The organism is Nocardia sp. NPDC051787, from assembly GCF_040681325.1.
In the GTDB taxonomy this organism is placed as follows: Bacteria; Actinomycetota; Actinomycetes; order Mycobacteriales; family Mycobacteriaceae; genus Nocardia.
In genome coordinates this window covers 58,343-70,615 of sequence record NZ_JBFAYO010000010.1, presented here as the reverse complement: position 1 = coordinate 70,615, position 12,273 = coordinate 58,343, and the positions used below count along the sequence as shown (strand labels likewise).

Annotated in this window: 16 protein-coding genes and 1 pseudogene; 5 read left to right on the top strand and 12 right to left on the bottom strand. The window is 70.5% G+C overall.

Annotated features, from left to right (window positions below; genetic code table 11):
* Positions 1–16: 16 nt before the first annotated feature.
* On the bottom strand, positions 17–835 hold the full coding sequence (locus AB0M45_RS13105) for a TIGR02234 family membrane protein (RefSeq protein ID WP_364327029.1): 819 nt from the start codon (positions 833–835) through the stop codon (positions 17–19).
* On the bottom strand, positions 832–2,391 hold the full coding sequence (locus AB0M45_RS13100) for an anthranilate synthase component I (protein WP_364327026.1): 1,560 nt from the start codon (positions 2,389–2,391) through the stop codon (positions 832–834). The genes AB0M45_RS13105 and AB0M45_RS13100 overlap by 4 nt, the downstream gene beginning before the upstream one ends.
* 158 nt (positions 2,392–2,549) lie before the next feature.
* On the opposite strand from AB0M45_RS13100, the gene AB0M45_RS13095 reads away from it, so the two are divergent.
* The 3 genes from AB0M45_RS13095 (at position 2,550) to AB0M45_RS13085 (ending at position 4,334) form a co-directional block, all read left to right on the top strand.
* The gene (locus AB0M45_RS13095) at positions 2,550–3,005 is read left to right on the top strand and encodes a peroxiredoxin (RefSeq protein ID WP_364327023.1); all 456 of its coding nucleotides are present in this window, start codon (positions 2,550–2,552) and stop codon (positions 3,003–3,005) included.
* Positions 3,006–3,132: 127 nt separating this feature from the next.
* Positions 3,133–3,681, top strand: a complete 549-nt coding sequence (locus tag AB0M45_RS13090) for a permease (RefSeq protein ID WP_364327020.1) — start codon at positions 3,133–3,135, stop codon at positions 3,679–3,681.
* Positions 3,682–3,881: 200 nt separating this feature from the next.
* Positions 3,882–4,334: a MarR family transcriptional regulator gene (locus tag AB0M45_RS13085; RefSeq protein ID WP_364327017.1), complete on the top strand. Its 453-nt coding sequence runs from the start codon at positions 3,882–3,884 to the stop codon at positions 4,332–4,334.
* A gap of 6 nt (positions 4,335–4,340) precedes the next feature.
* On the opposite strand, the gene hisI is transcribed toward AB0M45_RS13085, so the two are convergent.
* The 7 genes and pseudogenes from hisI to AB0M45_RS13050 all read right to left on the bottom strand — a co-directional run bounded on the left by hisI (position 4,341) and on the right by AB0M45_RS13050 (position 8,596).
* Positions 4,341–4,688 carry a phosphoribosyl-AMP cyclohydrolase gene (hisI, locus tag AB0M45_RS13080; protein WP_364327014.1) on the bottom strand — a complete coding sequence of 116 codons (348 nt, stop codon included), beginning with the start codon at positions 4,686–4,688 and terminating at the stop codon, positions 4,341–4,343.
* A 7-nt stretch (positions 4,689–4,695) separates the two neighbouring features.
* Positions 4,696–5,364 (bottom strand): annotated as a pseudogene (locus AB0M45_RS13075) (LLM class flavin-dependent oxidoreductase); the annotation flags it as partial.
* Between the two features lie 38 nt (positions 5,365–5,402).
* On the bottom strand, positions 5,403–5,690 hold the full coding sequence (locus tag AB0M45_RS13070; RefSeq protein WP_364327011.1) for an LLM class flavin-dependent oxidoreductase: 288 nt from the start codon (positions 5,688–5,690) through the stop codon (positions 5,403–5,405).
* 59 nt (positions 5,691–5,749) lie between these two features.
* A complete protein-coding gene (gene hisF / locus AB0M45_RS13065; RefSeq protein ID WP_364327008.1) occupies positions 5,750–6,523 on the bottom strand; it encodes an imidazole glycerol phosphate synthase subunit HisF in 774 nt (257 codons plus the stop codon).
* A 4-nt stretch (positions 6,524–6,527) separates the two neighbouring features.
* Positions 6,528–7,343, bottom strand: a complete 816-nt coding sequence (locus AB0M45_RS13060) for an inositol monophosphatase family protein (RefSeq protein WP_364327005.1) — start codon at positions 7,341–7,343, stop codon at positions 6,528–6,530.
* Positions 7,340–8,071, bottom strand: a complete 732-nt coding sequence (priA, locus tag AB0M45_RS13055) for a bifunctional 1-(5-phosphoribosyl)-5-((5-phosphoribosylamino)methylideneamino)imidazole-4-carboxamide isomerase/phosphoribosylanthranilate isomerase PriA (RefSeq protein ID WP_364327002.1) — start codon at positions 8,069–8,071, stop codon at positions 7,340–7,342. Before priA ends, AB0M45_RS13060 begins: the two co-directional genes overlap by 4 nt.
* A 63-nt stretch (positions 8,072–8,134) precedes the next feature.
* A complete protein-coding gene (locus tag AB0M45_RS13050) occupies positions 8,135–8,596 on the bottom strand; it encodes a MarR family transcriptional regulator (RefSeq protein ID WP_364326999.1) in 462 nt (153 codons plus the stop codon).
* A 97-nt stretch (positions 8,597–8,693) separates the two neighbouring features.
* On the opposite strand from AB0M45_RS13050, the gene AB0M45_RS13045 reads away from it, so the two are divergent.
* Together AB0M45_RS13045 and AB0M45_RS13040 are read left to right on the top strand one after the other, a co-directional pair.
* Positions 8,694–9,212 (top strand): nuclear transport factor 2 family protein, encoded by a 519-nt coding sequence (locus tag AB0M45_RS13045; RefSeq protein WP_364326996.1) that lies wholly within the window; start codon positions 8,694–8,696, stop codon positions 9,210–9,212.
* 145 nt (positions 9,213–9,357) lie between these two features.
* On the top strand, positions 9,358–9,819 hold the full coding sequence (locus AB0M45_RS13040) for a hypothetical protein (RefSeq protein ID WP_364326993.1): 462 nt from the start codon (positions 9,358–9,360) through the stop codon (positions 9,817–9,819).
* Positions 9,820–9,859: 40 nt separating this feature from the next.
* On the opposite strand, the gene hisH is transcribed toward AB0M45_RS13040, so the two are convergent.
* The 3 genes from hisH to AB0M45_RS13025 are packed head-to-tail and all read right to left on the bottom strand — an operon-like array spanning position 9,860 to position 12,272.
* A complete protein-coding gene (gene hisH, locus AB0M45_RS13035; RefSeq protein ID WP_364326990.1) occupies positions 9,860–10,492 on the bottom strand; it encodes an imidazole glycerol phosphate synthase subunit HisH in 633 nt (210 codons plus the stop codon).
* Entirely contained in the window at positions 10,489–11,103 is a 615-nt protein-coding gene (hisB, locus tag AB0M45_RS13030) for an imidazoleglycerol-phosphate dehydratase HisB (RefSeq protein WP_364326987.1), read from the bottom strand. Before hisB ends, hisH begins: the two co-directional genes overlap by 4 nt.
* A gap of 44 nt (positions 11,104–11,147) precedes the next feature.
* Positions 11,148–12,272, bottom strand: coding sequence for a histidinol-phosphate transaminase (locus tag AB0M45_RS13025; protein WP_364327386.1), 1,125 nt, complete (start codon positions 12,270–12,272; stop codon positions 11,148–11,150).
* Position 12,273: the final 1 nt, after the last annotated feature.

The window sequence follows — 12,273 nt, the reverse complement described above, 5'->3', positions numbered from 1 at the left end:
CGCACGCGGGGACAGTTCAGCGCGCACGTCGGCCCGCCTCGCCCGGGTCCGGATCATCCGGAGGTTCCTCGGTCGGGTCGGTACCGGCGTCCAGTGCGTCCCACAGCACACGCTCGGACACCTGCGGCTCGGATCCCCGCTCCGGCGACTGCGCGCGCCGCTGCGTGACCTCCGCCGTCGCGTCGGCGCGCCGGAAGACCGGATTGTCGTATTTGCCGGACAGCCGCGCCGTTTCCGCGGGCATCCGGGCCAACAGGATGCCCGCGCCGAAAGCGGCGATCGCGCCGAGCAGGGCGAGCACGGCAGGGAACCCCGACGTGGTCGCCTCCTGCACCTGCGCGCGGGCCGGGAGTTCGGCGAGCTTCGCGGCCCGTTCGGCGATCGTGCCGGAGCTGGTCAGCAGCGCGAAGGCAGGGACCGCGGCCACCGCGGCGACCAAGGCGACCAGCACGCCGACCACCCGGCGCAACCATCCCCTGGTGGCCAGCACGGCCGCGATCGAGGCGAGCAGCACCAGCGCCAGCGGTGTCAGAGCGCCGAACCACACCCCGCCGTCCAGATGATCCGTTCGTGGCTGGGTGAGCCCGTCGGAGGAGGTGAGCGTCACCCACGTCATCCGGGACGAGGCCCAGAGCGCGGCGGCGGCGACGGTCAGCAACACGACCGCACCGACCGGATACCTGCGGCGGGAATCGGCGTCGCCACGAGCCGATTCCGTGGACGCGACGGAATCGTCCAGCGCGGGAGCGGATTGCGGCTCTGCCGTGGCGCTCGCGTCCGGGGCTGGTTCCCGCGCCCGGCCCGCTACCTTCCCGACGTCGTCGGCCGCCGTCATCGCGGTTCGCCGATCCCCGCACTCGGTTCCGTACCGTAGGCCCGGACCGTTCCGGCTGCCGCGATGGCTTTCAGCACCGCCATCGCCTTGTTGCGCGATTCCACGTCCTCGTACTCCGGCTCGGAGTCCGCGACCACGCCGGCGCCCGCCTGCACGTAGGCCGTGCCGTCCTTGAGCAGCGCGGTGCGGATGGCGATCGCGGTGTCGGCGTCACCCGCGAAGTCCAGGTACCCGACGACGCCGCCGTAGATGCCGCGGCGGGTCGGCTCGAGTTCTTCGATCAGCTCCATGGCCCGCACCTTCGGCGCGCCGGACAGGGTGCCCGCCGGGAAGCAGGCCCGCACCGCGTCCAGCGCGATGCGCCCGGGCGCCAGCCGCCCCGACACCGTCGACACCAGGTGCATCACGTGGCTGTAGCGCTCGATGTGCCGGTACTCGGTAACCCGCACCGTGCCCGGTTCGCACACCCGGCCCAGGTCGTTGCGGCCGAGATCGACGAGCATCAGGTGCTCGGCGTTCTCCTTCTCGTCGGCGAGCAGGCCCTTCTCCAGCAGCAGGTCCTCCTCCTCGGTGACGCCGCGCCAGCGGGTGCCCGCGATCGGATGGGTGGTCGCCACACCGTCTTTCACGGTCACCAGCGATTCCGGGCTGGAGCCGACGATGGAGAACGCGGTGCCGCCGTCGCCGTCCGGGATGTGCAGCAGGTACATGTACGGGCTCGGGTTCGACGCGCGCAGCATGCGGTACAGGTCCAGCGGCGAACCGTCGTAGTCCATTTCGAAACGCTGCGACAGCACGACCTGGAACGCCTCGCCCGCCTCGATCTCCTTGACCAGGCGGCGCACTCCCGCGCCGAACTCCTCGCTGGTGCGCTTGCGGCGGTACCGCGGCTCCGGCTGGTCGAACACCGACACGGTGGAATCGGCGGGCGCGCCGAGCGCGGCGGTCATCCGGTCCAGCCTGGCCACCGCGTCGTCATAGGCTTCGTCCACCCGCTCGGCGGTGCCGTTCCAGTTGACCGCGTTGGCGATCAGCGTGATCGCGCCCTCGTGGTGGTCGAACGCGGCCAGGTCGGTGGCCAGGAGCAGCACCATCTCCGGCAGGGCCAGGTCGTCCACCGCCAGGTTCGGCAGCCGCTCGATCCTGCGCACCGCGTCGTAGCCGAGGTACCCGACCATGCCGCCGGTCAGCGGAGGCAGTCCGGGAAGTCGCTCGGTGCGCAGCAGCTCCAGAGTCTCGCGCAGCGCGACCAGCGGGTCGCCGCCGGAGGGCGCGTCGGCCGGGATGTGACCGAGCCAGGCTGCCTCGCCGTCGACGACGGTGAGCGCGGAGGGGCTGCCCGCGCCGATGAACGACCAGCGCGACCACGAACGTCCGTTCTCCGCGGACTCGAACAGGAACGTGCCCGCCCGGTCGCCCGCCAGCTTGCGGTAGGCCGACAGCGGAGTTTCGGAGTCCGCCAGCACTTTTCGGGTCACCGGGACCACCCGGTGTTCCGCGGCCAGCAGATGGAACTGTTCGCGGGTCGTGGTGGTGGGAGTGGACGTGCCTGGCATGGGACACATCATCCCAGGCCGGGCCGACAAGCCGGTGAGCGGTGCCGGTGACACGGCCACGGAGGCGGCAAACCGGACACATCAGCTCGGTCGTCCAGTGCGGGAGTGTGGCGGCCCTCACTACGCTCGCGGACCAAGCGACCGGTAAGTTCTCGGGCATGCAGCCAGGACAGTTCGCCCCGCACTTCGAGCTTCCCGATCAGTCCGGCACGCCCCGCTCCCTCGACGCATTGCTGGCGGACGGCCCACTGGTCCTCTTCTTCTATCCCGCGGCCAACACCCCGGTGTGCACGGCCGAAGCCTGCCATTTCCGTGACCTGGCAGCCGAATTCGCCGCCGTCGGCGCCACCTGCGTCGGCGTCAGCACCGACGGGGTGGACACCCAGGCCGGGTTCGCCGAGAAACAGCACCTCGGCTATCCGCTGCTGTCCGACGCCGACGGCGCGGTGGCCGCGCGGTTCGGCGTGAAGCGGGGACTGCTTGGCAAACTGGCTCCGGTGAAGCGGCAGACCTTCGTCATCGACACCGACCGCGCCATCCGCAAGGTCATCACCGGCGAGCTGCGCGCGAACGTGCACGCCGACGAGGCCCTGGCGTACCTGCGCGCCAGGTAGCGCACGCGACGCACCGCATGCCCGCGGCCGCGTCCGCGCTGGTGGGCGGCATAACGGGCGCGGAAGTCCGTCCCGTAGCCCGCGCGCCGGGCCGAGCGGGGGCAAGGCAGCGGCATAGGCTTTCCGCATGACTTCGACCGAGGTTCAGCCCGGCGGTCGCAAACCCACGGCCACCGTCTGGCGCACACGGATCATTGTCGGCGCCGCGATCCTCGCTCTCTTCTTCCTCACCTATTTCGTCCTGGCCGCCTTCATCCCGCGATGGTGGGCCCAGCGGGTCGGGTCGATGGTGGGGGGCAGCTTCGCCAAGGGCATCGGCTGGGGCTTGTTCTATGGCGGATTGTGCACCGTCGTATCGCTTTTTCTGCTGCTTTTCGCGGTACTGGTCTGGCGCAGGAAGGCGGGCCGGTTCCTGGCTGGGGCGGCCGCGATCGTCGCGATCCTGGTCGCGATTCCCAACCTGATGACCCTCACCATCGTGCTGGGGAACAGCAGCGCCGCCCATGCGGGTGAGCGGATCCTGGACGTGGGCGCGCCCGCGTTCCGTGGCGCCGCGCTCGTCGGCGCGATCGTCGCCACATTGCTGCTGTTGCTCGCGGTCGGCCTGTTGCTGCTGCGTAAGTGGCGGCGCACGCACTCGCGCGCCGCGGTGGCCGCCGGCCCTGAGAAGGTGTGAGTGAACTCACGTCATTCGCGATCTTTAAGACGGTCGAGCGAAGTCGTGGCAAACTCATGGACGCGGGTGACTGTGCACATGCTCTTCCACAATCCCTAGGCCCACGACGCAACCACGTCACTTGGCTTGAAAGAAGGCACACAGTGACGAAGTGGCTCGATCCCGTCGAACAACGAGCTTGGCGCGCCATCGTGGCGCTGATGACGCGTCTACCAGCGGCATTGGATACCCAGCTGCAGCGTGAATCCGGCGTGACGCATTTCGAGTACTGGGTGTTGACGCTGCTGTCGGAAGAACCGGGGCACCGGCTCCAGATGAGTGAGCTTGCCCACAAAGCAAACGCATCGCTATCGCGCCTGTCGCACGTGGTGTCCAAGCTGGAGCGCATGGGTTGGGCCGAGCGTTCGGCGACCGCCGGGCGGCGCGGCGTGCACGCCGTGCTCACCGACGAGGGATACCTGAAGGTTGTCGAGGCCGCGCCCGGCTATGTGGACGCCGTGCGCCACCTGGTCTTCGACGGTTTGGACGACGGGCAGAAGGCCCAGCTCGCCGAACTGGGCGAGCTGCTGGCCGCGCGGCTCGCCGACCGGCTCGACCAATCCGGCGGGCTCACCTCGGTGAGCAAGGACGACGACCGCCCGTCGAGTGGGTAACCGCGCTCAGGATTGCGCGGCCAGCAGCACATCCGAGTCGAAGCAGGTGTGCGTGCCGGTGTGGCAGGCCGCGCCTTCCTGATCGACGACCAGCAGGATCGTGTCACCGTCACAGTCCAGCCGCACTTCGTGCACGTACTGGGTGTGGCCGGAGGTGTCCCCTTTGACCCAGTACTGCTGCCGCGAGCGCGAATAGTACGTCGCTCTGCGGGTTTGCAGCGTCCGCGCGAGCGCTTCGTCGTCCATCCACGCGACCATCAGCACGTCACCGGTGGCGCGTTCCTGCGCGACGGCCGACACCAGCCCGGCGTCGTTGCGCTTGAGACGGGCGGCGATGGCGGGATCCAGACTCATAGCACCGTTATAACAGTGCCGGTCTTCGGCCGACGCGCCCGCCATGCCTGCGGTTCAGCGCGCACGCCGACCGCTGGAGCTCGCCCAGCACCCGCCAGGTGCGCCACTGGTCCTCCGGGGTGGTCAAGTCGGTCTGCGAGAACACCACCTCCGTCGCACCCGCCGCGAAGTACTCCTCGACCCGCGCCGCGACCAGCTCCTCGTCGCCGATCACCACCAGATCCGCGGCGCGCGCCGCGCCGGACAGCTCGATGACGCGGGCATAGGACGGGATGTCATCGTAGAAGGCGGTCTGCGCCGCCGCGGCCGCGCGCGCGGCATCGACGTCGGCAGTGACCACATCGGGAACCAGAACCGCGATCCGCGGGCTCGGCCTACCTGCAGCTTCGGCCGCCGAGACGAGCGGCGCGACGATATGCTCGGCGATCGCCTGCGGCCCGACCAGGAAGGGGAGGGCGCCGTCGGCCAGCTCGCCGGTGACGCGCAACGCCTGCGGTCCCATGGCCGCCACCAGGATCGGCACGGGCGGTCGCGCCCCCGCGACCGCCGCGGGCAGCGGAGCGGCGGCGGTGAGCGTCTCGCCGTGGAAATCGACCGCGCCGGTGTGCACCACGGTACGCAGCGCGGTCAGGAATTCGCGCAGCCGGGTGATCGGCCGGTCGAAGGACCCGCCGAACGCCGCTTCGGCGAAGGACTTCGCCCCGAGACCGAGACCTAGGGTGAACCGGCCTCGCCGGTGGCCGCCTGCGCCGTCTGCGCCTGACTGGAGATCAGCAGCGGATGCCGTGCGGTGATCGGCACCGCGGAGGTCCCCACCACCAGCTCGGGCACCGCGCGGCCGACGATCCCGGCCAGCGTGATGGCGTCATGGGTGAACGTCTGACCGAACCACAGTGCGGACAATCCGGCGGCCGCCGCCGTGCCGCCCAGCGCGACCGCCGCGTCCACGGCGTTGCCGGTGGTGTCGAGGGCCAACGGGGACAGCGCGATTCCGATGCTCATACCCGATGCAACCGCGACCGCGCCACGCCCCTTCCGGCTCGGCGGATTTCCGCCGACCGCTACCGGACGACGATCTTCTCCGTCCGCATCGCATCCTTGACCTGGCCGATGGTCAGCTCGCCGAAGTGGAACACGCTGGCCGCGAGCACCGCGTCGGCGCCGGCGTGCACGGCCGGTGCGAAGTGCTCGACCGCGCCCGCGCCTCCGCTGGCGATCACCGGCACCGTGACCGCGGCCCGCACGGCGCGGATCATCGGCAGGTCGAAACCGACCTTGGTGCCGTCGGCGTCCATCGAGTTCAGCAGGATCTCACCGACTCCGAGTTCGGCGCCGCGCACCGCCCATTCGACGGCGTCGATGCCGGTTCCGCGTTTGCCGCCGTGTGTGGTGACCTCCCAGCCGGAAGGGGTGTCGGGCTGGCCGTCCGGGACGGTCCGCGCGTCCACCGAGAGCACGATGCATTGCGAACCGAACCGTTCGGACATCTCGCGCAGCACCTCGGGCCGCGCGATCGCGGCGGTGTTCACCGAGACCTTGTCGGCGCCGGCACGCAGCAGCCGGTCCACGTCCGCCACGGTGCGCACACCGCCGCCGACGGTGAGCGGGATGAAGATCTGCTCGGCGGTGCGGGTCACCACGTCGATCATGGTGCCGCGGTCGCCGGTCGAGGCGGTCACGTCGAGGAAGGTCAGTTCATCGGCGCCCTGCGCGTCGTACAGGGCGGCCAGCTCGACGGGATCGCCCGCGTCGCGGAGATTCTCGAACTTGACGCCCTTGACCACCCGCCCCGCGTCGACATCCAGACACGGAATCACACGTACGGCCAACGTCATTGCCTCACCCTTTCTCCCCGGCCGTCGGGTCGGCGACCGTGCAGATCATGTCGAGCAGTTCCTCGTGTACCCCCGGTGCGGCCGCCAGCACGGAGCCGGAGGCGATGGTCCACGGCCGGCCCGCCAGGTCGGTGACCACGCCGCCGGCCGCGCGCACCAGCGCGACGCCCGCCGCGTTATCCCAGGGATGGTGTCCGAAGACAATCGCGCCGCCGAGTACTCCGGAGGCGGTGAACGCCAGATCGATGCCGGTGGAGCCGTGCATGCGCACCCGCGAGGACAGCCTGCTCAGCGGGCCGAGCAGATCGAAGCGGAACTGTCCGGGGATGCGGCCGTGCGAGTCGACGTTGAATGCGCCGAATCCGATCATCGACTCGGCCAGCGCGCCCCGTGGCAGCGGGGGCAGCGGGCGGCCGTCCAGCAGCACCGGACCACCGGCCATGGCCGCGTATCGACGCCCGATCAGCGGCAGCCAGGTCAGGCCGAGCACCGGCTCGCCGTCGCGCACCAGCGCAAGGAGCATGCCCGAGAGCGGATGTCCGGACGAGTAGTTGAACGTGCCGTCGATGGGGTCGAGCACCCACGCGGTGCCGGAGGTGAGCTGCGGGCCGCCGAACTCCTCCCCGTGCACGTCGATGCCGGTGCGCCGGTGCAGCTCGGCGGAGATGGTGCGCTCCAGCTCCAAGTCGAGCGCGGTGGCGAAGTCGTTGCGGCCCTTGACGACCGCCCTCGGCGCACCGACACCCTCGACGAACCGCGAGCACACCGCGTCCAGGACCTCGCTCGCCTCCGCGAGCAGTGCCGACAGCGCCTGGGTCATCTCACCGCGGCCAGCGCCTCGGGCAGGGTGAACCGGCCTGCGTAGAGCGCCTTGCCGACGATCGCACCCTCGACGCCATCCGGCACCAGCTCGGCGATCGCGACCAGGTCGTCGATGGTGGAGACGCCGCCGGAGGCGATGACCGGCGCGTCGGTGGCCGCGCACACCTCGCGCAGCAGACTCAGGTTGGGGCCGGTGAGCGTGCCGTCCTTGGTCACGTCGGTCACCACGTAGCGTGAGCAGCCGTCGCGTTCCAGGCGTTCGAGCACCTCCCACAGGTCGCCGCCGTCGCTGACCCAGCCGCGGCCGCGCAGCCGGTGCTCACCGTCGACGATGCGCACGTCCAGGCCGATGGCGATGCGCTCGCCGTGGCGGGCGATGGCCTTCGCGCACCAGGTGGGGTCCTCCAGCGCCGCGGTGCCGAGGTTCACCCGGGCGCAGCCGGTGGCCAGCGCCGCCTCCAGGCTCTCGTCGTCGCGGATGCCGCCGGACAGTTCCACCTTGACGTCGAGCTCGCCGACGACGCCCGCGAGCAGCTCCCGGTTCGAGCCGCGCCCGAAGGCCGCGTCCAGGTCGACCAGATGCACCCATTCCGCGCCGGCCTCCTGCCAGGCCAGCGCCGCCTCACGCGGCGAACCGTAGCTGGTTTCGCTGCCTGCCTCTCCTTGCACGAGGCGAACGGCCTCTCCGTTGGCGACATCGACGGCGGGTAGCAGCACAAGACTCACGAGAGCAGCCTAGTGGTTACCCGGCCGCGTCCGAGTCACGGGCCTGGGCGAATGGGACCCCGGTCACCGGCCGCGGGCGGCGCTGTGCGTCTCCAGGATGCGGGTCAGCAGGGTGACCAGGGTGCGGCGGTCCGCGGCGGAGAATCCGGCCAGCAACTCGTCCTGGGCGCCGGCCAGGCGCTCGTCGAGATCGTCCAGGTGCCGGGTGCCCGCGGTGGTGATGGTGACGATGTTGCGGCGCCGGTCGGCGGGGTCGGGACTGCGCTGGACCAGACCGCGCACGGCGAGGTCGTTCACCGCGGCGACGACATCGCTGCGGTCGATGCGGGTGCGCCTGCCCAGATCGGCCTGGCTGGCCGCGCCGAACTCCTCGAGCGTGGCCAGCAGCGCGTAGTGGTAGCGGCGGGAGCCGGTGCTCTCCAGCGCCCGCTCGGTCGCCCGGTTCGCCACCAACGCGACCTGATTGACCAGCCGGGTGGGCAGGGCCTTCAGTCTCTCCGCCGCACCCTCGTGCGCGATCTCCATGCGGTCACTCTAACAACATTTGTTGGTGACACCCACAACTGATAACATTGGCAGCGCCAACGTTGGGGTAACCAACGTTCTACTGAAAGGCCCTCCGATGCGCAAGATTCGCCTCGCCCTCCCCTTGCTCGCCCTCCCGCTGGCCGCGCTCACCGCCGCCTGCACCTCCGCCACCACGACCGACGCGCGGGAGGTCCGCGACATGCTGGACCGCCAGCAGATCACGGCGCTGGTCGACCGGCTCGGCCGCGCGTTGGACGAGGGCCGCTTCGACGACCTGCGGGCGATCTACACGCCGGAGGCGACCGCGAAGACGCCGGGCGGCATGGCCGAGGGGCGCGACGCGCTGATCGCCCAGGCCAGCCGCAACCACACCGCCGACACCCACATCCAGCACGTCATCAGCAACGTGCTGGTCGACCTGCGCGGCGACGCCGCCGACGTCCGGGCCAACCTCATCGCCACCTTCGCGCCCGCCGCGACGAATGGGGCGATTGCGCAACCGCAATACACGCTCGGCGAGATCTACCGCTTCGACGCCGTGCGCACCACGGAGGGCTGGCGGCTGTCGCGGGTGCAGAGCATCCCGATCTGGTCCACCGGCACCCGCCCGTGAGCAGTTGGCGGCCGGCACCCGTGCGCGGTTGCGAGCGAGGGCGATTCCGCGCGCGAGATCGCCACGGGTCGGGCCGGGTGGCCGGTATCGTCTGCGCTCGGCGATCAACCCCGGTCGCCGCTTTCCCCTCGCACCGAGGAAGTGCATGTCACGATCGACACTTGCTGCCGCACTGATGTTTTCGGCAGCCACCTGCTCCGCGGCGATCCTCGCCGCACCCGTCGCCGCGGCGGCCCCGCCCGAGGAGGCGCGCCTGGCCGGGTGCGAATTCGGTACCGCGGCAGCGACATACGACTACGCGCGGTTCGACGACCACGTCCGCACGATGCTCGAGCTGAGCACCGGGGAATTCCGGGCCGAGTTCGAGAACTTCCGCGGCAACATCCAGGCGAGCGCGCAGGCCTCGCACCTGCGCGCCCAGGCCGATTCGGCGGACTGCCGCGTCGTCTCCGGCGACGACAACCGTGCCGTGGTGGACGTGGACGTCACACGAACGGTGACCAGCGACGAAACCGACGGCCTCCCGCAGACCGGCCGCATGGCGATGACCGTGACGGTGGACAACGTCGACGGACGCTGGCTGGTCAGCAAGGTCGTGTCGCGCTGAGTCGATCGACGATCCCGCGCCGGGGTGCGCGGGATCGTCGCTACAGCGAGTTCACCCAGTTGCGCAGCAGATGGGCGCCTGCGTCACCGGACTTCTCCGGGTGGAACTGGGTCGCCGAGAGCGCGCCGTTCTCCACCGCGGCCAGAAAAGGCACCCCGTGCTCGGCCCAGGTGAGCTTGGGCGCGGCGAAGTGGTCGCTGGGCGGCAGATCCCACGCCTGGGCGGCGTAGGAGTGCACGAAGTAGAAGCGAGTGGCCGCGTCGAGGCCCGCGAACAGGACGGTGTCGGCGGGAGCGGAGACGGTGTTCCAGCCCATGTGCGGCAGCACCGGCGCGGAGAGGCGTTCGACGGTGCCGGGCCACTCGGCGCATCCGTCGGTTTCCACGCCGAACTCGACCCCTCGCTCGAAGAGGATCTGCATGCCGACGCAGATCCCCAGCACCGGGCGTCCACCGGCGAGCCGCTGACCGATCAGCCGCTCCCCCCGTACCTCCCGCAGACCCGCCATGCACGCGGCGAATGCGCCGACGCCGGGCACGACCAGACCGTCGGCGGCCAGCACCACCTGCGGGTCGGCCGTCACGTCGACTCGGGCGCCCGCCCTGGTCAGCGCCCGCTCGGCGGAGTGCAGGTTGCCGGAACCGTAGTCGAGCAGGGCGACGGATTTCCTCACAGCGTTCCCTTCGTGGACGGGACCCCGCTCACCCGCGGGTCGAGTTCCACCGCCGCGCGCAAAGCCCGCGCGACCGCCTTGAATTCGGCCTCGGTGACGTGGTGCTGGTCGCGGCCGTAGAGCACCCGCACGTGCAGGGCGATGCGCGCGTTCAGGGCGATCGACTCGAAGACGTGGCGGTTGAGCACGGTGGAATACGGCGCACCGGGGCCGGAGCCCGGAATCACCGCGTGCAGCAGGTGGTCCGGTTCGCCGGTGTGCACGCAGTACGGGCGGCCGGACACGTCGACCGCGGCATGCGCCAGCGTCTCGTCCATCGGGATGTAGGCGTCGCCGAAACGGCGGATCCCCGCCTTGTCGCCCAGTGCCTTACCGAGCGCCTGGCCGAACACGATCGCGGTGTCCTCCACAGTGTGGTGCGCCTCGATCTCGATGTCGCCTTCGGCGCGGACGGTCAGGTCGAAGCTCGCATGCGCGCCGAGGGCGGTCAGCATGTGGTCGTAGAACGGGACGCCGGTGGCGATCTCGGTCTTGCCGGTGCCGTCCAGATCGAGTTCGACGACGATGCTGGATTCCTTGGTGATCCGCTCCACCCGGGCGGTCCTACTCATGCTCACGTCCAATCGGGTTGTCGCCGGGATTTCCCGGCGCTGAGTCATCGCGGTGCGAGGTCGGTGCCCGCCAGCGCCGCACTGACCTTCAGCAGCTCATCGTTCTCGGCGGCGAGGCCGATAGTGGTGCGCAGATAGCCTGGGATGCCGACGTCGCGGATCAGCACACCGTGATCCAGATAGCGCTGCCAGGTGCGCGGGGCGTCGGCGAAGCGGCCGAACAGCAGGAAATTGGCGTCACTGGGGATCACGTCGAAACCCATCTCCCGCAACGCCACCGCGACCCGATCGCGCTGTGCGGCCAGCTCGGCGACGCTACCGAGGGTCTCGTCGGCGTGCCGCAGGGCCGCGCGCGCGGCGGCCTGGGTGACCACCGACAGGTGATAGGGCAGCCGCACCAGCAGCATCGCGTCGATCACCGCGGGCGCGGCCACCAGGTAACCCAGGCGCCCGCCCGCGAACGCGAACGCCTTGCTCATCGTCCTGGTGACCACCAGCTCGGCCGGGAACCGGTCGATCAGCCCGATCGCGCTCGGCTGCGCGGAGAACTCACCGTAGGCCTCGTCCACCACCACGATCCCGGGCGCGGCGTCCAGGATGCGCGCCAGATCCTGCTGCGGAATGCTGTGCCCGGTGGGGTTGTTCGGGCTGGTCACGAAGACCACGTCGGGCGTGCGCTCGGCGATGGCGGCCAGCGCGTGGTCGACGTCGAGGGAGAAGTCGGCGTTGCGCTTCGCTTCGATCCACTCGGTGTCGATGCCCTCGGAGATGATCGGGTGCATCGAGTACGACGGCACGAAACCCAGGGCGCTGCGGCCGGGGCCGCCGAACGCCTGCAACAGCTGCTGGAGGATCTCGTTGGAACCGTTGGCCGCCCAGACGTTGCCGGTGTGCACCGCGACGCCGGTCTGCGTGGTCAGGTACCGCGCGAGGTCGGTGCGCAGTGCGACGGCGTCGCGGTCCGGGTAGCGGTGCAGGTCCGCGGCGGCCGCGCGGATCGATTCGGCGACGTCGTCGATCAGGGCCCGGCTCGGCGGATGTGGGTTCTCGTTCGTGTTCAGCTGCACGGGGACGGTCAATTGCGGTGCGCCATAAGGCTTTTTGCCACGTAGGTTCGGCCGCAGCGGCAGGTCGTCCAGGGTCACGTTCGCGCCGGGCGCGCGCACCACG